The organism is Massilia sp. GER05 (assembly GCF_052056005.1).
Lineage (GTDB): Bacteria > Pseudomonadota > Gammaproteobacteria > Burkholderiales > Burkholderiaceae_D > Telluria > Telluria orientalis.
Window position 1 is genome coordinate 2,525,190 of the sequence record NZ_CP178858.1, and the last position, 19,081, is coordinate 2,544,270.

The following is a 19,081-nucleotide window of genomic DNA, read 5'->3' on the forward strand; positions in this document are numbered from 1 at the left end:
CTGTTTATCTAGCCTTGCCTGCTTACTTGCCGGCGGGCGCGGCGGACGCCTGCACATTGGCCGCGGCCGGGGCTGCCTGGGCGCCGACCGGCGCCCAGGGCACCGGCTGCACCGGCGTACCCGGCGGCAGCATCTGCAGCTTCTGGAAGCCGTCCACCATCACGCGCTCGCCTTCCTTGAGGCCATCCGTGACGACCCAGTTCTCGCCGTTCTGCGAACCGATTTTCACCGTGCGCGGGGTCGGCTTGTTGTCCGCGCCGATCACGGTCAGCGTATCGCCGTTCGGGCCGCCGCGGGTGACGGCCTGCTGCGGCACCAGGATGCTGTTCGGCAGCTCGGCCTGCGCCAGGCGCACGCGCACGTACTGGCCCGGCAGCAGGGCGTTGTCCGGGTTCGCCGCCTGGGCGCGCAACGTGACCTGGCCGCTCGTCGGGTCGACGGTGATGTCCGAGAACAGCAGCTTGCCCTTCGTCGGCAGCACGGTGCCGTCGTCCGCGACGACGGTCACGGGTACGCTGCCGCCGAGGCCCTTGTCGCCGGCGTTCTTGCGCAGGCGCTGCAGTTCGGCGGCGGATTGGGTGATGTTCAGGTAGACGTTGTCGGTCTGCTGGATCAGCGCCATCTGCGTCGCTTCGGTGGCGGAGACGAGCGCGCCTTCCGTCACGAGCGCGCGGCCGATGCGGCCCGAGATCGGGGCGTACACGTTCGCGTAGTCGGCGTTGATCTTGGCGATGCGCACCTGGGCCCGGGCCGAATTGACGTCCGCCTCGGCCTGCTTCTGGGCGGCGACGGCGTTCGTGAATTCCTGCTTGCTGACGGCCTGCGCCTCGACGAGCGGCTTGTAGCGCTCGACCGTGGCGGAGGTCGACGTCAGGTTCGCCTGGGCACGGCCGAGCGCGGCCTGGGCGGCGTTCAGCTGGGCCTGGTAGGGCTCCGGATCGATCTGGAACAGCGACTGGCCCTGCTTGACCAAGCTGCCCTCGGTGAACAGGCGCTTCAGCACGACGCCGTTGACGCGGGCGCGCACTTCGGCCGTGCGGATTGCCTCGACGCGGGCCGGCAGTTCGGTCTCGAGTGCGACCGGCTGGATCTTCGTGGTGATGACGCCGACCTGGGGAGGCGGCATCTTGGCGCCAGCGGCGCCTGGACCGGCCTGGGCGTTATCCTTGGAGCCGCAGGCCGACAGCATGGCCACGGCGACCAGGGTGCTCGCGGCGATCCTGGACAGGGTGAGGGAGGAGGAGTTGGCAGAGCGCATTCAATGCTTCCTTCTTGTGGAAAAAAGAATAAAACCGTCCTGCGACACTTCTTCGGCACAACAGGCGGTTTTACTACTGACTTTTGGGAAAACCCCGATATACTATCACGAGTGTATGTTTAATGTTTCCTACCTATAAAAACGGAGAGGCAGGCGGATGGCCCGCAGAACCAAGGAAGAAGCGGCAGCGACCCGCGACGGCATTTTGGATGCTGCTGAAAAATTGTTCGTCGAACAGGGTGTTTCTCGTACAACGTTGCAGCATATCGCAACCGCGGCCGGTGTGACGCGCGGCGCCATTTATTGGCACTTTGACGACAAGGGCGCGTTGTTCAACGCGATGATGGAGCGGGCGATCCTGCCGCTGGAGGCGGAGATGCAGGTGCTGGACCAGGTGGAGTCGGACGACCCGCTGGTCGACCTGCGCAACCACATGCTGGCGGTGCTGGACCGGACGGTCAACGATCCGGGGGCGCGGCGCGTGTTCGAGATCGCCACGCTGAAGGTGGAGTTCGTGGGCGAGATGGATGCGGTGCGGCAGCGGCGCCAGGACAACCTGGCCAACTGGAAGAGCCGGGCCGAGCGCCGCATCCGCCTGGCCATCGACAAGGGACTCATCTCACGCGACATCGATGCGGCCCGCGTGGCGCTGGGCCTGTGGACCATGATCGATGGGCTGATTCGCAACTGGATGTTCGATCCGCAGGATTTCGATTTGCTGGCGTTGGGGAAGTGTGTGATTGATCCGTATCTGGAGGGGTTGCGGGCGGGACGTGTGTAGCACTAACGTGCTTTAGAGGTAACTATGACGTGTCTGCTTGCAAAGTGAGTCGCCGTTCACGGTCTGGTCGACTCACAATGATGTCATCAGTCGGGCGCCGCACTCCGTCACGTCTCCGTCATAAGCATATGGCTTGCCCTCGTGCCGCGCTCCAGCACCATCAGGTTTGATTGCAAAGTTACCCTTGCACTTCGGGCAGTGCGTCATGTCGCCCTGAAGTGCTGCGGTAACGCCCATCACGTTTGTGCCTGACGATGCGCCGATGACCCGGCCGCCGTGATCGGTTTTGTCGTTGAGGCGAATGACGCCACGCCCTTGATGTTTCATCTTCGATTTTATTCGTTTATCGTTGGAGATCGCAATTCGAGCGATTCGCTTGCGACTGGAATTTCCAGCTTTGCCTGGTTAGATAAATTAAAAGATTTCGGTCATGTCCAGTGCTGCGATGCTGAAAATAAGCGTGCGGCTTAATATGATGTGGTGTAAATCTTTATCTCTTCAATTGTTGATGATTCGCTCCCTCCATTTAGGTGTAAGGCGATCATGCTGCTGGGGCCGAATATTCCCCTAGGAAACTCACAGCTTCTAAGTCCGCAGCTCAGATTTCGGCGAGTATCAATGCTTGATTGAAGTTCCCAGAACTTCGTATCTTTATCAATTCCAAATCCATCTATTTCTAGATAGCCCATGAACGGGTGGCGAGCTAACCAGTCAGCCTTTGGTGTGTTATCAGGCGTTCCGTCTGGATATGGTGTTCTTGTTTCTTTAAGAAGATCCTCAGATATCGTTAGCTTAATTACGATAGTGCCCACGCCATAGTTATCTTCCTCGCTTGTGTAAATTTCTAATCCCAAATCTTGCCACACGCACCACTCTATTCCTGTCTTATCGCAATGTGGATTTCTCTTAAGTATATTTTTCCATGACGTCAACGGACGACCAAATTCAAGAAGTTTTCCGTCAAAAAATATGCTTGACCCTTTTATAATGATTTCCGGTTTGGCATATCTTTTGATGCGTCGAGGTGGAGGGGGCTCAGTTATTGCGCCTGTCGCTAGCGCAGCTCGACGTTTGACTTCATTCCACCGATCTAACATCGTGGGTTCTTTTATATTCGTGGAAGGTAACTGGTCGGAAGGTTCTGTGGCTTTGCCAGTAGCAGCGAACAACGCCAGTGCAAGTATTGGTCCACGAAGGAATGTCTTATTCATTTTTGAATTTGATTCTTTTCATTGAAGAGTGTTGTAAAGTTTTTATTGATGTAATCCCAAGCATTTTGGTTTGTTTTTTTAGCTCTGTCTATGGATTCTAGGACTTCTTTTTTATGTGCTTTCTCGATTGCCTCCCACTCCGTTGCGGACTCCCCGCGTTTCACCTCTTGCGGATGTTTTTTTGCCCAATCGGCTACTATTTTGTCTTGCCAGTTTGTATCGAATGGATGCGTCATAAAACCTCGAGCAATCAATGCAGGATTCGCTGCTGTATCCCCATCCCACCAACGGGCTGCAATGGCTGATCCGACTTTTTTCACGGCTTCTTTCGCTAATTCCGCAGCTAGGGTATGGAATGGATGATTGTCATGATCTTTTGCTAGTTGAGAATGTGTTGGATTGGTCGATCCGTTTGTATTGGGATCCCCTGCACGTGCAACTTGTTGATCGTCGACGCTATTTCCAACAAGGTGAAGCAAGGTGCTGTAGACGAAGTCATAAATATTGGAGATCAATCCAACAGTATAAAAAGGGATTGCTTCTATGTATTTAAATGCCGGCTTTTCTGCAAGCCAATCTCTTCCTTTTAGAAAATATTCATAAGCCTTCAATACTCGTGGATCACTATGCGCACGCAGCAAGATAAGTATGATTCGATCTGCTTTCGTTCGCTCACCAGGTCTGGTTGGTTTGAATTCCCATTCAGCCTTGAATAATATATCTGCGATAGTTCCCGCCGTGCTGGCAATAACGTCATCAGAGTCAAACATCCCCGTAACGACGGGAAAACTGTGTTTTCCAGGGGCGGATGATGTCCATGGAAGGACATGAGCATGTCCTAATTTCCTTAAGCTAAGTTCGACGAAATTACTATGTGCGAAATAATCTTCAAGTACATGAAGTGCTGCGCCAAAGTGCCTGTATCCCTCAGGTCCTGGGCCAGCAGTTATCGCCTTGTTTATCTCGCTAAACATGTATGTGGCTGAAGAAATGATATAACTCTTCATTGACGTTGCTGGATCGACAGAAGTATATTCAGTGGAGGGTTTCGGCTCGAAATCTTTGTCGATGGTATGCGGATCCGGGGAGTTGGGATGATTATTCGTTGGATTGTCAATATGCTCTACAGGTCGGTATACCCCTAATATCGAAGGAGTTACTGTGAATATGGGCTTTAGTTTTGGGTCGGTGACAAATTTTGTTTCGGCAAAAATGTCTACCAGCTCTGTTAGTTCTTGGCGAGAAAACGCCGTTGGAAAATTTCTAGGCGCTTCAGGCTTTCGGACGATAGACGGATCGAGTAATTGTGAGTAATCCCGTAACCAGTTGCCGAAATATATATGGTCGAGTACATCTTTTTTTCTAAAATGTGCGGATGAGTCAGATAAAGCCCGTTCGATCGATTGGTGCCCAAACGATGAGCTGGGTCGATCTTCATTATGTTCTCCCATGCCAGCGCCAAAGAATTCAACATTGCCATCCTTGCCTTCTTTGCGCTGCGCATCCTCATTTTGCGATTTTTGTATGGCTTGCCGTACCGCATGGTAATCGACTTTGAGTTCTCCCTTAAAGGTGGGGGAACGATAACTTGCATACGGTGTCGAGTCGCTATCGCAAAAGTCAAAGAAAGCTATATTGTAGGCAAATTTCGCGCCCTCATCCCCTTCTGCATCTGACGCAGGTGTCGTAGTGCCATCCGGTTTTTTCTCGGCCAAGTCGTTGCGTAGCACTGCATCAATATAGTGACCAAATTCATGTAATAATGCGGTCAGCAATTCCCAGGAGTTGTCGTTGTCCTCTGCGGCGCGATCCGCAGCTGCCTGATGCACCCAGATTTCACGTGTTTCGTTGTCAAACGAGGCAGGATAATGGCAACTCTTCATTACCTTTATGGTCGGCGGTTTGATTGAGCCATTTTTAAGTTCGTGGTACAGCTTGATATAGATTTCTGCAGGGATGTCGTAGCCAAATATAGGTGCTAAGAACATCACGAATTCGGCATGTGTAAAGTTTCTAGCGACTTGATCGAGTTGATTGAAAGCAAAGGTGCTCTCAAGGTGGCGATCAGCTTCTATAGCGGCACTGACGGCAAGGGTGCCAGTGAAAGGCTGTCTTTTCTGTTCAGGCGCAGCAGAGATCTTCTTCGAAGGCAAGGTTTCAAGATTGCCGTGGAAAAGAACGGGTGACGAAGTGAAGAACTGCGTTTGATCGCTAATCTCGAGCATGTGATTAGCGCCATGCAACCTCACGCCTTTCTTGCCCCTGATGTTCACCCAATCCGACTCGCTCAGGAGCGCAAGGACTTTGTTGGCGATAACCTCGACATCATCGTCCTGCGCTTGTACGGAGACCTTGCCACCCGCGGCGATCAGCTTCATCCCGGCCTTGTGCACGAATAAACGAAATGTCTTGCCAATGCTCGCGAATAAACCATCAGTGCTGGCGATCGATAGACTTTTGCCGCTGGTGATGGCCGTATGGCGGCCGCTGGCGATATGGGTAGATTGTGCCGAACTGAGTTCGATGCCCGCAGGGCTTGCGACGACTAGATGTGGCTCGGCCAATTCTGGAAACGCCCCCTTGCTGACACCCCGGATGCCCTGGTTTTGGGATTTAAGGTCCTGAACGGCGTCTTCTTGCAGGGGTTCCTGCTTCTCTTGAGCGCCATAGTGCTGGGCCATCGCGACAAGTTGCTCCTGCAATTCTGCCGCTGCCGTCAACCGTTGCGTCGTCTCTCCCATATCCTTGATATGGGAGGAAGCATTCGGCCGCATCTCCGTGGTGATGAGCATGCCTTGGCCCGCACGCGCGACACCCCACGCATTTGTAGCAAGCTCCCACCCTTCGCCACGAGGATCCCTTCGGCCGGACGTGTCCTCGACGCGTGTAATATGTCCGAGCGACAGCTGACTGCACTGATGATCGCTTTTCAACTGCGCCTGGATCTTGCCCGGAGTATCATCGAGCACCAGATGATTACCGCGTCCGTTGCCTTCTCCCGCCTGCAGCTCCCGGCTCCGCAACCCACTCAACGCCTGCTGCTCAGGCAACCTCCACGGCGGCATATGCGTGAAGTTGTACAACGATCCTAGTATTACTGGATGGTCGATGTTCCCGTCGAGATAAACCACCGCCACTTCCTCACCAATCCGCGGCAGGCGAATATTCCCGAATTCGCTCCCCGCCCCCGGCGACATGACCCGAAGCCAAGGCGAACTGTTCTCGTCATAATTGCCCAGCCTGTCCCAATGAAACTGCACCTTGACGCGCCCGTAGCCGTCGGTATGGATCTCGGAGCCGGCCGGCCCGACCACGATAGCCGTCTGGATGCCGGGATAAGTGCAGGGCTTGCTGTTGTAGTGCCGGCCCGGACGCCACTGGATATCCTTGCGCATGCACCGGAACGAATTCTCGTAATGCGACGGTGCCCCCGGCCCGGCCTGGTAGTTGTTACTGGCTTCGTGATCGACGCTCAGGATCAGGTAGTCGCGGTCGCGTATGCTGGGCTGGGCCGGCTCGCCGCGCTTGGGAACGCGCAACTCGGCGCTGAAATGGCCGCCGAGCTTGAAGCACCGGCCCGGCTGGGCAGTGCGATCGTTGCCCCGGGCTTCGAAATACTGCGTGTTCGCATCGCGCTCGCCCATGCGCTGCTGTGCGATCCGTTCGCCCTCGTCGTGGGTCCGGAAACCGTACGAACCGGAATTCTCGTAGATCTCGTACGGGAAGACGTCGCCCTGGTCATTGAGTGACTCGGCGGTCGACCGCTGCACGATCGGGTTCTTGTAATCGAAACTGGCCAGGGTCGTCTGGCCGGAACCGATGCGACGAACGGGACTCCATTCCCGAATGCCGTCGTCTTCGAGCGAACCGGCTTTGTCGCGGAACGGAATTTCTCCGGAATCGTCGATCCCGGCCGGATCGATGGGCTGCGCGAGCGTGCTCCTGTCGCTGAGCCAGAGCGTATGCCCATCGGCCCGGTGCTCGTACCAGTAGTGCAGCCCAAGATCTTCCCAGCGGCGGTGCAGGTGGTTGTAGTCGGTCTCGTCGTATTGGTTGGCGCAGGTCATGCGCGGATAGTCGCCGACGATGACCGCATGCCAGTCGGCCTGGCGGTAATGGGCAAAGGTCAGCTCGGTCAATTCGATGACGCTCTTGCCGTGGAACGACACGTTGTCCTTGCGCAGCCTGGCGAATGCCAGCCATGGTTCGAGCACCATGCGATAGAACGCGAAACCGCCGTCGGCGCGCAAGAATTGGAATTCGGTGACGTAGCCGTTGAAGTAGCGCAGCGAACCGTCTTCGCGCACGATGGAAATCGTCACCATCCTGCCCATCATCGCCTTCAAGGGAATCCGTGCGTCGTCCGACAGGAGTTCGACCTCATAGCGGAAGCAGCGGCAGATTTCTTCGTGCGCGCTCAATCGGTTCGGCAGGAGAATGGGATCAGGCCCGTCCCCCGGGGGAATGCCAGGCGCATCAAGCGGTCGTGCTGCGCATTGAGACTGAACACCGACAGCGCAGCGCCTGCCGCGATCGCTTGACTCCCATCCATGCAATGCCTCCAATGGTTTGTCAGGTTTCTGATTTCCGCCGGTTAAGGTACTCAACCGAATGGCCGCTAACTTTGATTGGCAGCAAGAAGCTGAAGGGCCGCCCGAATCTCCGGCCGGCTCGCCTTGCCTTCCGTACCGGTCAGGAATGAATTCCATCCAAGACGTCGCCGATCCTGCCCTTTGGTCGTCAAGGTCAGCGGTTTAAGACACGGCTTGCTCAGCAAAAGCCTGACTTCATATTGGACGGAGGGCACGGCGAACAGGCTGACCATTTCTTTCAATGCCGCGTGAGCCCGCCCATGCGGCAGGAATGCATTCGCCTGCTCCTCATCCAGGGGGCCGATATGCAGGCGGACGCGCAAGTCGTTGCGCCACGTGCGCCCACCCAGCGCGGCGCCATGGCCGAGGGTGGGATCGGTGACGCCAAGCGTGCTGCGGATCCCGGCCCGTATCGGATCCCAGGCGCCGACGAATTCTTCGACGCGCACGGGCACGCCAAAGTACTCGCCGAGAACACGTTCCACGGTCGAAGCGGCAATCGGGCGTGTCCTGAGCAAGCCGGCGTAGAAGGCGGCGACTTCCGCTGGAATCGATGCGAAGGGCCGGTCCGGTCCGAAACTCGTGGGCCGAAGACCGCCCAATGCGGCCAGGAGCGGAAGCAGATCGTCCCGGGCGCGCGTGTCCAGGCCATGCTCGACCCGGTATTTTCCCCATGCCTCGTAGAAGAGGCCGATGGCCCGGTTCGAAAACAGGTCGATGAACGGCTTCCAGCTTTCGTCGGCGGCCGCGCCCGTCCTGGCGGCCGCGCCCGTCCTGGCGGCTGCCCGTTCGGTGTCATGCAGCGGCAATGTGCCGCTCGCGCCCAGCAATCCGATGAATCCGGGGGTGATGTGAATGCGGGGCGTACCGGCAGCGCCGATTGATTCGACCTGCATGCTTTCGATCTCGCTTGCAGGAAAAGCCAGCGACACGCTGTTTTGAAAGCGCAGCACCTGGTTGAACGCCTGGGGGTACGGAATACCCTGTCGGCGCAGCATCCGTACAAGGATGTTCAGCAGTTGTGCGAAGCTGTACCGGTACGGCGCCGCGAGCAGGCGCTCGATCACGACAACGGCGTGCTCCCACTTCGTGGTTTGCATCGGAACAGCTCCTCTCCGGTTTGGTGTGACAGGATCACCACCTCGATAAAACTGTTCATCTGGACATACAGCGCGAAGAACTGGTCGATGACCTGCACGAACAGGTGCAGGCCGGCGCCGACGAAGGCCTCTTCGTCGATCGTCAGGCGCACTTCGGTCCCGTGTGCCAGTGAGGCTCCGCGCTTGTGCCTGATCCACGCCGTCGTCTCGGCATGTTCGAGGCCGACGACGCCGGCGATCTGGCGCCGCGAGACTGCGGACCCGGTGAAGTCGTACAGCGCGAGCATCTCGCGCAGGCCGTCGGCCCCTTCCAGCGCCAGGGCGCGGTGGTTGAGCGTCAGGTGGGAGATGAGGCGCCAATGGGCGCCCTGGCCGTTTGCCAGGCGATGGGGACGCGTGGGCCTGCGCAGGAAACGTATCCTCCCGCCCTGCGCCGCGCCGGGTATCGTCAGGTCGCCGTCGGTCGACCCGCATTTCAACAGGCAGGGCAGGTCGCGGTTGGTGCAGGTGAGGTCGATCGACAGCGTCGTCTGCTCGACGTCGAGCGGCTCGCCGGAGCTATCGACGAGCGCGATGACTTTTTCATGGCCCGGGCTGGTGACCGCCAGTGTGTCGTCATGGCGCAGTATCCAGTAGCGGCCCTTGTGCGCATCGCTCTCGCCATGGCGCAGCGCATAGAACGGACGGAATTCGATGGGGGCGATGTCCTTGCCGCGCTGCCGCACCATGTGGACCCGGTCGACTGAATACACTTCGTACCCGGATGCATGCGCGGGATGGGCAAGGACCGGGTATTCCGCGGTGCGCTGCGTGTATCCGACCGGGACCCCCGGCTGCCTGAACAGGTTGACGACCGGGGTGCAGCCGGTGAGCAGGCTTTGTGCCGACAGGCCCGCGAGCATCCTGGCCTGGTCCGATCCCGGCGCGATGCCCGCCAGCGCGAGGTGCAGCGTGAAGCCGGTGCAGTCCGATGGCAGCCGGGCGCGGAGCGCGGCGAGGTCGATGTCGAAGAAGTTGAATTTTTCCGGGAAGGCGAAATACTCCGCGAGGAGCCGGTAGGCACGGTGCGAGCGGGCGTCGAACGGGATCAGGGCGTCGTCGTCGCCAAACCCGACCGCCGACACCGGTATCGCGCCGAGCGGCATCCAGGCGCCATTCGCGCCCGCCTGGACGTACGCCGATGCCGTGCGCATGAACAGCGCATCGCGCAGCGCCGCGCAGAACGACGCGTCGCCGTCGAGATATACCCGCATGCGCGCAGGGGTACCGGCTGGAACTTGGGCCGCGAATTCGATGCCGATCGCCGCCGACACGCCCGGCGCGACCGCGGTCGACGATGGCGCGCGGATCACCGCATCGAAGCGGGCGGACGCGATGGCGACCGGGGATGGCGCGACATCGTATGCGGTCTGAAATTTGCAGTGCACGCTGCGGACCGGTGCCGATTCGAGCAGCGTCCCGCGCCGCACTGTTCCGGCGCCGCCGGCGGCCGGGAGGAAGCGCACGATCGCGCACGACGGAAACGGCCTCAGATAATGCGGAAACAGGAGGTTGAGCAGCGCTTCCGTAAATTGCGGATAGGCGTCGTCCAGCCGTTTCGACACCCGCGCGCACAGCAGGGCGACGGACTGGATCAGGCGTTCGACATGCGGATCGTCGCACGCCTCGCCGCCGAGCTGCAGCTTGGCCGCGACTTTCGGATAGCGCTCGGCGTATTCGCGGCACAGCTGCCGCATGGTGACGAGCTCGCGTTCGTATTGCGCAAACAGTTCGTCCATGATGTGTGTGCCTAGGGAGCGTTACGCACGCTCTGGATCGAATAGCGTTGGAGCGACGGCTGGAACACGGCGTTGAAAAGCATCGGATCGGCTACCGGCGCGTTCTTCAGTTGGGCGGTGATCACGAAGTCGACCCGGTTGATGGCGCCTTTCCTGGGCTGCAGCGTCGCCGTCACCTTGTGCAGCCTCGGTTCGTGCCGCTCGATGGCCAGCCGGACCGCGGTGCAGATACGTTTCTGGTCCGTGTCGCTCGTCATGCACATGCCGGCGAAATCGATCAGGCCGTAGTTCACGATGGATCCGCTGACTTCGGGATAGCCGGCCAGCGTATCGGGCAGCAGGGCGGAACGGGTGTTCAGGAGCGCTTCCAGGTCGCGTGTAATGCTCTCCTTCCACGTGTGCAAGGCGTCGTCATCGGCATCCAGACGGTCGAACAAACCTGGCGTGAAACTCTGCATGCTGGTTTCCTTTAAAGCCGCCATTATTCCCCTCTTGCTGAGAATAAAGTTGCGCCCTCTCAACAGACCGATGCGCAATGCCCGCCATGCTTTCTTGAGCAAATTTTGAACGGGGAGGCAACGATGAGCTTGGGCGCGAAGATCTTGTGGTCCGAGGGGTTGACGCTGGGACCCCAGCATTTCCAGAGGCAGGACCTGTATCACGAGACGCGGTTGCTCAGGATGGCGTCGGCGCTCAATCCGCATTTCTGGGGCGCCCGTCTACTGGAGTGGAACAGGGATGCGCTGGGTCACAACCTGCTCGAAGCCCAGGCCATGTCGCTGATCTTCCCGGACGGGGCGGTCTACGAGGCACCCGCGACGGACTTGCTGCCGGTCCCGGTCGACCTGACCCAGCTGCCCCAGGACATCAATACGTTCACGATGTATGCCGCGCTTCCGACCATTCGGCCGCATGGCGCGAATGCGGAGGAAGGCGGCCGCTACGCGCTGGCCGAGTCGGAGACGTCCGACCTGTTCAGCGACGCGGTGCCGATCGACGTGCCATTCCTGAAGAAGCGGGCCCGGCTCGTTTCGCATGCCGAGCCGCGCGATGGCCACGTCAGTTTTCCCGTGCTGCGCATCCATCGCGATCCGCGCGGCGGTTTCGAGGTCGATCCGACGTTTGTCCCGCCGTGCGTGGCGATCGGTGCTGCCCGTCCGCTCCAGCAACTGCTCGACGGCCTGATGAGCGCATTGACCGCGAAGATCGTGTCCCTCCATGCCGCGCACCGGAAGACGAACGCGTCCACCTATGAGGTCCACGCCGGCGACATCACGTCCTGGTGGATGCTGAACGTCATCAGCACCGCGAACGCATCCCTGCAGCACTGCGCGCGTTCCCGCGTACAGCATCCGGAGGCGCTGTACGAGAAGCTGCTCGCGCTTGCGGGCGGCCTGATGACCTTTTCGGACAGGTACGCGACGTCGGACTTGCCGGCCTACGACCACGCGGATCCCGGCGTCACGTTCGCGCAGCTCGATGCGGTGATCCGGGACCTCGTCGATACCGTCATCTCGGCCAGGTATTTCACGATTCCGCTCGTGGCCGAGGACAATCGCCGCACGCATTTCAGAGGTGCGCTCGATCCGGCGAAGCTGAGCCAGGACACGCAGCTTTGCCTGGCCGTGAGCGCCGACATGCCGGCGCTCGAGCTGGTGTCCGCCGTGCCGATCCGGTTCAAGATCGGATCGCCCGACGACATCGAACGCATCGTCGCGTCGGCCCTTCCCGGCATCGCGCTGACGCACATGCCGCAGGTGCCGGCCGCCGTGCCGGTCCGTCCCGACACGTATTACTTCTCGGTGTCGACCAGGAACGGCCTCTACGACAATGCGTTGAAAGCGGAAGCGATCGCGATCTATGCCCCGGCCGGGATGCGTGAACTGAACATCGAACTGATCGCGTTCACGCAATGATCCCGGCCCTCATCGGCCTTTCGTGCGCGGGTGCAGCCGCGCAAAGCTGATGCAAGCGCCCAGCAGCGCGATGCCCGCCGCCGCGGCGAGGGCATACGTGGTGCCATGCTGCTGACGCGCTGCGGCATCGAGCAGGTGAACCGGGCCATCACGCAGATGGACACGGTGACCCAGCAGAACGCGGGACTCGTGCAGCAGGCGGCCCATACGGCCCAGAGCCTGCAGGAACAGGCGGCCGTGCTGGGGCAGCTGGTCAGCGTGTTCCGTCTCGACGCGGTCGAGGCGCCGCGCCTGATGCTCACGCGTTAAACAAAAACGGCAGCCCGCGGGCTGCCGTTTGACTTGCGCGGTCCGTGCGGATCAGCGCATCTCTTCGATCATCTTCTTCAGCTTGCCGGAGTCGGCGCAGAACGCGCGGATGCCTTCGGCCAGCTTCTCGGTCGCCATCGCGTCTTCGTTCAGCATGAAGCGGAACGTCTTTTCGTCGAGGGCGATCTTCTCGATGTCGGCATTCGCGTCCGCCACCAACTTGCGCTCGACGGCGCCTTCGGTGTCGGCCAGCTTCTGCAGCAGGTCCGGCGAGATGGTCAGCAGGTCGCAGCCGGCCAATTCCAGGATCTGCGACGTGTTGCGGAAGCTCGCGCCCATCACCTCGGTCTTGTAGCCGAACTTGCGGTAGTACTGGTAGATGCGCTTGACCGACTGCACACCCGGATCGTCCGCGCCCTGGTAGTCGGTGCCCGTGGATTTCTTGTACCAGTCGTAGATGCGGCCGACGAACGGCGAGATCAGTTGCACGCCCGCTTCGGCGCAGGCGACGGCCTGGCACAGCGAGAACAGCAGCGTGAGGTTGCAGCGGATGCCGTCCTTCTCGAGGATCTCGGCGGCGCGGATGCCTTCCCACGTCGATGCGATCTTGATCAGCACGCGCGAGCGCTGGATGCCGGCCGCTTCGTACAGGGCGATCAGTTCGCGGCCCTTGGCGACCGTCGCTTCCGTGTCGAACGACAGGGCGGCGTCGATTTCGGTCGAGACGCGGCCCGGCACGAACTTCAGGATCTCGGTGCCGAACGCGATCAGCAGGCGGTCGACGATTTCCTCGGTCGACGCGTTCGGGAAGTCGGCGATGGTCTTTTCCAGCAGCGGACGGTATTCCGGCTTCTGGACGGCCTTCAGGATCAGCGACGGATTCGTCGTCGCGTCCTGCGGCGCGTAGGCCTTGATCGATTGGAAGTCGCCGGTGTCGGCCACCACGGTGGTGTACTGCTTGAGCTGTTCGAGTTGGTTCATGATGCGGCAGGAAAGAGGAGTAGACGGCTATTGTACCAATCGCCGGGCCTGTGTTGGTGGGCACGGGGTGCCCACCCTACGGCATATTGGATCGTAGGGCGGGCTCCCCGAGCCCGCGTGTGACGTCCGCGTTATTCAACAGTCGGTCGCCTCGAGAAACGCCGCCACCATGGCCTCCAGCCCGGCCTTGTCCTCGCCGGAAAAGCGGTCGAGCAGCGGGCTGTCGATATCGAACACGCCCACCAGCCTGCCGTTCTTGACGAGCGGGATAACGATTTCCGAATTCGACGCCGAATCGCACGCGATGTGGCCCGGGAACGCGTGCACGTCCGGCACGACGATGGTTTCGCGCTTGACGGCCGTCGTGCCGCACACGCCGCGGCCGAACGGGATGCGGGCGCACGCCGGCTTGCCCTGGAATGGGCCGACGAGCAGGTCCTGGCCGTCGCCCGATTTCGCGGGCACGGTGAGGTAGAAACCGGCCCAGTTCAGGTCGGCGAGCGTGTCGTAGACGAGCGCCGAGAACTGCGACGCGTTGGCGATGAGATCGCGCTCGCCCTCGAGGACGCTGGCGACCTGGCGTACCAGCAGGTCGTAGTCGGGGCGGGTGCTGCGTTCGGGATTGATGTGCATGGCGGACGATGCTGCGTTGTCGAAAGTGCGTATTTTACGGCAGTAAAAATAGATTGTGATTGACATCTATTTTGGAAAATGGATTATGATTGACATCCATTTTGGAGGAAACCATGCGAGTCAATCGAATCCAGGCGGAGGAAAACCGCCAGGCCGTCATCGACGCCGCCAGCCGCCTGTTCCGCGAACGGGGCTTCGACGGCGTCGGCCTCGCCGAGCTGATGGCCGCGGCCGGCCTCACGCACGGCGCGTTCTATAAACAGTTCAAGTCCAAGGACGACCTGATCGCCCAGGCCTGCGACCGCGCGCTGGAGACCGGCATCGACGGCTGGCGGCGCGCGGCGGCGGACGCCGGGGAGAGCGCCTACGCGGCCCTCGTACGCCGCTACCTGACGCCGGGCCACCGCGGCCGCGTGGGCACCGGCTGCGTCATCGCCTCGCTCGGCCCGGACGCGGCCCGCCACGGCCCGGAACTGCCGCGCCATTTCGAGGCGGGCGTCAAGACCTTCGTCGACATCCTCGGTGATGCCATGCGCAGGAAAAACGCCGACGCGACGCCGGACGACGCGCTGGCCGCATTCGCCACGATGGTCGGCGCGCTCGTGCTGGCGCGGTCCGTCGACGACGACGCGTTTGCCCACCGCATCCTCGACGCGGCCACGGCCCGTCTTCTCGACTAAGGACGTCCATGCTTTCCACAAATCTCGCCCAGTGGATGGGCCGCCGCGGCCTGCACTACGGCTGGCTCGTCGCTGCCATCACCTTCCTGACGGCGCTGTCGTCGTCCGCCGCCCTCGGCCTGCCGGGCGCGCTGCTGAAACCCCTGAGCCATGAATTCGGCTGGACCGTCGACCAGATCTCGTCCGCGCTCGCCGTCCGTTTCGCCCTGTTCGGCCTGATGGGACCCTTTTCCGCGCTGCTGATGGAGCGCTTCGGCCTGCGCAACGTGATGGTGACGGCGCTCGCGGTCATCGCGGCCGGCCTCGGTCTCGTGCGCCAGATGACGGACTTCTGGCACCTCGTGCTGCTGCTGGGCGTGATGCTGGGGATCGGTTCCGGCATGACGGCCCTGGTCCTCAACGCCGTGGTCGCCAACCGCTGGTTCGAACAGCGCCGCGGCCTCGTGATGGGATTATTGACCGCCAGCTCGGCGACGGGGCAGCTCGTGTTCCTCCCCGTCGGCACGTGGCTGATCGAGCATGGCGGCTGGCGCCTGGCGCTGCTGCCCGTGATGGCCAGTTGCGCGCTCGTGGCGATTCTCGCGCTGCTGTTCGTGCGCGACCATCCGCAGGAACTGGGGCTCGCACCCTATGGCGGCGACACGACCGTCAAACCCGTCGTGCCGGCGCGCGCACCGGTCTCGATCCGCACGCCGTTCACCACGCTGGCCAGCGTGCGCGCCGACCGCGTGTTCTGGGTATTGTTTGGCAGTTTCTTCATCTGCGGCCTGTCGACGAATGGCCTGATCCAGACCCACTTCATTTCGCTGTGCGGCGACGCGGGCCTGGGCGCCGTCCCGGCCGCGTCCGTGCTGGCGATGATGGGCACGTTCGACCTCGTGGGCACGATCCTGTCCGGCTGGCTGTCCGACCGTTACGACAGCCGCTACCTGCTGTGCTGGTACTACGGCATGCGCGGGCTGTCGCTCGCGTGGCTGCCGTCGGCCGACTTCACGCTCACGGGCCTGACGCTGTTCGCCATGTTCTATGGCCTCGACTGGATCGCGACCGTGCCGCCGACCGTGAAGCTGGCCGCGCAGGCCTGGGGCAAGCGCGCGCCGATGATCTTCGGCTGGGTCTTCGCCGGCCACCAGCTCGGGGCGGCCGTGGCGGCCTACGGCGCGGGCCGCATCCGCACGATCGCGTTCACGTATTCGCCGGCCGTGTACACGGCGGCCGCGGCGTGCGGCGTCGCCGCGCTGATCGTGCTGCTGGCGCGGCGCCGCGCTTCCGCCCCCGTCCCGGTGGCGGTCAACTAAGTGAGCGCGACGCGCGCGCGGCCGGACGCGTCGAGCTTGACGGTCACGAGGCGCTCGCCGATCCGCACCTTCGCCGACTGTCCCGGCTTGCCGCGCAGCGCGACGCGCGTGGCACGGCCGCCGGCCCAGTCCAGGTCGACCTCGATGCCGCCGCGTGCCCGAATGCCGTGCACGGCACCTTCCGGCCACGCGCGCGGCAGCGCGGGCAGGATGCGGATCTCGCCGCCCCACGATTGCACGAGCATTTCCAGGATCGCAGCCGTGCCGCCGAAATTGCCGTCGATCTGGAACGGCGGGTGCGAATCGAACATGTTCGGGTAGGTGCGCTGCCGGTCCAGCAGGCCGCGCAGGATGCCGTATGCGCGCTCGCCGTCGCCCATGCGCGTCCACAGCGCCAGGCGCCATGCCGTGGCCCAGCCGGTGGACAGGTCGCCGCGCGTGTTCAGCGTCGTCTTGGCAGCCTGGATCAGCTCCGGCGTGTCGCGCACGTTGATCTGCTCGCTGGGATAGACGGCGTACAGGTGCGACACGTGGCGGTGATGCTGTTCCGGCGCCTGGCCGTCCCAGTCCTCCAGCCACTCCTGCAACTGGCCCTGGGCGCCGACGCGGTCCGGCGCCAGGCGTGCCCGTTTCGCTTCCACCGTCTTGCGGAAGTCCGCGTCCGGATCGCCCACGCGCTCGTGCGCGGCCAGCGTCCACGCGAACAGGTCGCGCACGATCTGGCGGTCCATCGCCGGACCCGCGCACACGGCCACGTCCGGATGGTGCGTGTTTTCCGGCGAGATCGACGGCGACGTCACGAGGCCGCGGCCTTGCGGGTCCTCGACGAGCACGTCGACGAAGAACTGCGAGGCGCCCTTCAGCAGCGGGTAGATGCGGGCCAGGAACGCATCGTCCGGAGTGTACTCGTAGTGGTCCCACAGCGTCTTGCACATCCACGCGCCGCCGCAGGGCCACATGCCCCAGTTCGGGCCGTCGATGGGCGCCGCCGCGCGCCACAGGTCGGTATTGTGATGCGCGACCCAGCCGCGGGCGCCATAGCTGTCGCGCGCGACGTCGGCGCCGTTCACGGCCAGCTCCTCGACCATCCTCACGACCGGCTCCACGCATTCGCCCAGGTTGGCCGCTTCCGCCGGCCAGTAGTTCATCTCCGTGTTGATGTTGATGGTGTACTTGCCGCCCCACGGCGGGTAGATGCCCTCGTTCCAGATGCCCTGCAAATTGGCGGGCTGGCTGCCGGACCGCGACGACGAGATCAGCAGATAGCGGCCGTATTGCAGGTACAGCGCGGACAGCCCCGCGAGCGCGGCGTCGTCCGTCCGCGGGACGGCGGCGATGCGCGCATCGGTGGGGATCGCGGCGCCGGCGTCGGCGCGGCCGATGCGCAGCGACAGGCGCGAGAACAGTGCGCGGTGCGCCTTGACGTGGTCGGCGCGCAGGCGTGCATATGGCTTGCGCGCGGCGGCGTCCAGGCGCGTGCGCACGGCCTGCACCGGGTCGCCGCTCGTGTCGCGGAAGTTGACGAAGCTGGTGGCGGCGCCGATGAGCAGCGTGACCTCGCGCGCACCGCGCACGCGCAGGCGGCCGCCTTCGAAGTCGACCTTGCCGTCGCCCATGGCCTGCACGCGCACGGCGTAGCGCAGCACGCCCTTGACGCCGGCGGCGTCCGCGTTGCGGCCTTCGACCAGCAGGGCGCGCGGACCGTCCGCGCGGATCGCCAGGCTGGCCGGCCGCTTCGATTCTTCCAGGTCTTCCTTCACGTCCCAGGGCGCACCCGTGGCGGCCGAGGGGTCGTCTGCGGACTTGCCATCGTAATTGGCCTTGCCGTAATCGACCTGGCGCGGGTGGCGGTAGCCGACGTCGAAATCCAGCGTGCCGCCGCCGCTTGCCTGCAGGTGCAGCACGATCACCTGGTCGGGCGCGCTCGCGAACGTCTCGCGCACGTGGCGCGCGCCGCCGCTCGTGAAGCGCGTCGTGGCGATGGCGGTGTCGAGGTCGAGCGAGCGGCGATACGCAGCCGTCGGCGTGAGTCCATGGAAGTCCAGCAGCAGGTCGCCGGCCGCGCCATAAGGCATCTGCGTGGCCGGTTTCGCGATCATGTCCTTCGATACGAGGTCGCGCGCCTCGATGAAGCGGCCCTCGTCGATCAGCGCGCGCACGCGCGGCAGCGCCGTCTTGAATTCGGGATTGTCGAAGCGGTACGGGCCGCCGGCCCACAGCGTGTCTTCGTTCAGTTGCAGGCGCTCCTGCAGCGGGCGGCCGTACACCATCGCGCCGAGCCGCCCATTGCCGACGGGGAGGGCCTCCACCCATGGACCGGCGGGGCGCTCGTACCACAACGCCAGTTGTTCCTTGTTGCCCTCCGTGCGTGCCACGACGGTGGCGCCGGCCAGGCCGGGGTACGCCGCCGCGAGGCCCAGCGTCGCGAGCACGCGCCGCCGGGCGGGATTCATCTTCGTCACTGCCGTCTCCTTGTCATGGTGCTGATCGCACGATCCTAACAGTTTGATGACAGGGAATGTATAGCGATAACACTCAGCGGTA

Annotated in this window: 14 protein-coding genes and 1 pseudogene; 5 read left to right on the forward strand and 10 right to left on the reverse strand. The window is 62.1% G+C overall.

The window, feature by feature from the left end; all coding sequences use genetic code 11:
* Nucleotides 1-22: 22 nt before the first annotated feature.
* Nucleotides 23-1,258, reverse strand: a complete 1,236-nt coding sequence (locus tag ACL58G_RS11330) for an efflux RND transporter periplasmic adaptor subunit (protein ID WP_440966922.1) — start codon at nucleotides 1,256-1,258, stop codon at nucleotides 23-25.
* 157 nt (nucleotides 1,259-1,415) lie between these two features.
* Between ACL58G_RS11330 and ACL58G_RS11335 the strand changes: the two genes are divergently transcribed.
* Entirely contained in the window at nucleotides 1,416-2,039 is a 624-nt protein-coding gene (locus tag ACL58G_RS11335; protein WP_440966924.1) for a TetR family transcriptional regulator, read from the forward strand.
* Nucleotides 2,040-2,111: 72 nt separating this feature from the next.
* Here the strand turns inward: ACL58G_RS11335 and ACL58G_RS11340 are convergent, their stop codons facing one another.
* The 6 genes from ACL58G_RS11340 to tssE form a co-directional block, all read right to left on the reverse strand.
* Nucleotides 2,112-2,366 carry a PAAR domain-containing protein gene (locus ACL58G_RS11340; protein ID WP_440966926.1) on the reverse strand — a complete coding sequence of 85 codons (255 nt, stop codon included), beginning with the start codon at nucleotides 2,364-2,366 and terminating at the stop codon, nucleotides 2,112-2,114.
* A gap of 140 nt (nucleotides 2,367-2,506) precedes the next feature.
* Complete coding sequence (locus tag ACL58G_RS11345; protein WP_440966928.1) at nucleotides 2,507-3,250, reverse strand: DUF7738 domain-containing protein; 744 nt, start codon at nucleotides 3,248-3,250, stop codon at nucleotides 2,507-2,509.
* Entirely contained in the window at nucleotides 3,247-7,959 is a 4,713-nt protein-coding gene (gene tssI / locus ACL58G_RS11350; protein ID WP_440966930.1) for a type VI secretion system tip protein TssI/VgrG, read from the reverse strand. The genes ACL58G_RS11345 and tssI overlap by 4 nt, the downstream gene beginning before the upstream one ends.
* Nucleotides 7,869-8,942: a type VI secretion system baseplate subunit TssG gene (gene tssG / locus ACL58G_RS11355; RefSeq protein WP_440966932.1), complete on the reverse strand. Its 1,074-nt coding sequence runs from the start codon at nucleotides 8,940-8,942 to the stop codon at nucleotides 7,869-7,871. The genes tssI and tssG overlap by 91 nt, the downstream gene beginning before the upstream one ends.
* Nucleotides 8,906-10,720, reverse strand: a complete 1,815-nt coding sequence (tssF, locus tag ACL58G_RS11360; RefSeq protein ID WP_440966933.1) for a type VI secretion system baseplate subunit TssF — start codon at nucleotides 10,718-10,720, stop codon at nucleotides 8,906-8,908. The genes tssG and tssF overlap by 37 nt, the downstream gene beginning before the upstream one ends.
* 11 nt (nucleotides 10,721-10,731) lie before the next feature.
* Nucleotides 10,732-11,178: a type VI secretion system baseplate subunit TssE gene (gene tssE / locus ACL58G_RS11365; protein ID WP_413383416.1), complete on the reverse strand. Its 447-nt coding sequence runs from the start codon at nucleotides 11,176-11,178 to the stop codon at nucleotides 10,732-10,734.
* Nucleotides 11,179-11,301: 123 nt separating this feature from the next.
* Between tssE and tssK the strand changes: the two genes are divergently transcribed.
* Together tssK and ACL58G_RS11375 are read left to right on the forward strand one after the other, a co-directional pair.
* Entirely contained in the window at nucleotides 11,302-12,636 is a 1,335-nt protein-coding gene (gene tssK / locus ACL58G_RS11370; RefSeq protein WP_440966935.1) for a type VI secretion system baseplate subunit TssK, read from the forward strand.
* 123 nt (nucleotides 12,637-12,759) lie between these two features.
* Nucleotides 12,760-12,945: pseudogene (locus ACL58G_RS11375) on the forward strand (methyl-accepting chemotaxis protein); the annotation flags it as partial.
* 51 nt (nucleotides 12,946-12,996) lie between these two features.
* On the opposite strand, the gene tal reads toward ACL58G_RS11375, so the two are convergent.
* Both tal and ACL58G_RS11385 read right to left on the reverse strand, forming a co-directional pair.
* Nucleotides 12,997-13,926: a transaldolase gene (tal, locus tag ACL58G_RS11380; RefSeq protein WP_413338635.1), complete on the reverse strand. Its 930-nt coding sequence runs from the start codon at nucleotides 13,924-13,926 to the stop codon at nucleotides 12,997-12,999.
* 135 nt (nucleotides 13,927-14,061) lie between these two features.
* Nucleotides 14,062-14,559, reverse strand: a complete 498-nt coding sequence (locus ACL58G_RS11385; RefSeq protein ID WP_413383420.1) for a GAF domain-containing protein — start codon at nucleotides 14,557-14,559, stop codon at nucleotides 14,062-14,064.
* A gap of 113 nt (nucleotides 14,560-14,672) precedes the next feature.
* Here ACL58G_RS11385 and ACL58G_RS11390 point away from each other — a divergent pair, with 113 nt between their 5' ends.
* Entirely contained in the window at nucleotides 14,673-15,239 is a 567-nt protein-coding gene (locus ACL58G_RS11390; protein WP_413383422.1) for a TetR/AcrR family transcriptional regulator, read from the forward strand.
* Between the two features lie 8 nt (nucleotides 15,240-15,247).
* Nucleotides 15,248-16,537, forward strand: a complete 1,290-nt coding sequence (locus ACL58G_RS11395) for an MFS transporter (protein WP_413383424.1) — start codon at nucleotides 15,248-15,250, stop codon at nucleotides 16,535-16,537.
* Here ACL58G_RS11395 and ACL58G_RS11400 read toward each other — a convergent pair.
* On the reverse strand, nucleotides 16,534-18,990 hold the full coding sequence (locus ACL58G_RS11400; protein ID WP_440968006.1) for a glycoside hydrolase family 95 protein: 2,457 nt from the start codon (nucleotides 18,988-18,990) through the stop codon (nucleotides 16,534-16,536). The genes ACL58G_RS11395 and ACL58G_RS11400 overlap by 4 nt on opposite strands.
* Nucleotides 18,991-19,081: the final 91 nt, after the last annotated feature.

Bases quoted from the DNA above. Each gene is read 5' to 3' on its own strand.
- ACL58G_RS11400 (WP_440968006.1), bottom strand. From the start codon at position 18,990: ATGAATCCCGCCCGGCGGCGCGTGCTCGCGACGCTGGGCCTCGCGGCG.
- ACL58G_RS11330 (WP_440966922.1), bottom strand. From the start codon at position 1,258: ATGCGCTCTGCCAACTCCTCCTCCCTCACCCTGTCCAGGATCGCCGCG.
- tal (WP_413338635.1), bottom strand. From the start codon at position 13,926: ATGAACCAACTCGAACAGCTCAAGCAGTACACCACCGTGGTGGCCGAC.
- tssI (WP_440966930.1), bottom strand. From the start codon at position 7,959: ATGGAATTCATTCCTGACCGGTACGGAAGGCAAGGCGAGCCGGCCGGA.
- ACL58G_RS11395 (WP_413383424.1), top strand. From the start codon at position 15,248: ATGCTTTCCACAAATCTCGCCCAGTGGATGGGCCGCCGCGGCCTGCAC.
- tssF (WP_440966933.1), bottom strand. From the start codon at position 10,720: ATGGACGAACTGTTTGCGCAATACGAACGCGAGCTCGTCACCATGCGG.
- ACL58G_RS11390 (WP_413383422.1), top strand. From the start codon at position 14,673: ATGCGAGTCAATCGAATCCAGGCGGAGGAAAACCGCCAGGCCGTCATC.
- tssE (WP_413383416.1), bottom strand. From the start codon at position 11,178: ATGCAGAGTTTCACGCCAGGTTTGTTCGACCGTCTGGATGCCGATGAC.
- tssK (WP_440966935.1), top strand. From the start codon at position 11,302: ATGAGCTTGGGCGCGAAGATCTTGTGGTCCGAGGGGTTGACGCTGGGA.
- ACL58G_RS11335 (WP_440966924.1), top strand. From the start codon at position 1,416: ATGGCCCGCAGAACCAAGGAAGAAGCGGCAGCGACCCGCGACGGCATT.
- ACL58G_RS11385 (WP_413383420.1), bottom strand. From the start codon at position 14,559: ATGCACATCAATCCCGAACGCAGCACCCGCCCCGACTACGACCTGCTG.
- tssG (WP_440966932.1), bottom strand. From the start codon at position 8,942: ATGCAAACCACGAAGTGGGAGCACGCCGTTGTCGTGATCGAGCGCCTG.
- ACL58G_RS11345 (WP_440966928.1), bottom strand. From the start codon at position 3,250: ATGAATAAGACATTCCTTCGTGGACCAATACTTGCACTGGCGTTGTTC.
- ACL58G_RS11340 (WP_440966926.1), bottom strand. From the start codon at position 2,366: ATGAAACATCAAGGGCGTGGCGTCATTCGCCTCAACGACAAAACCGAT.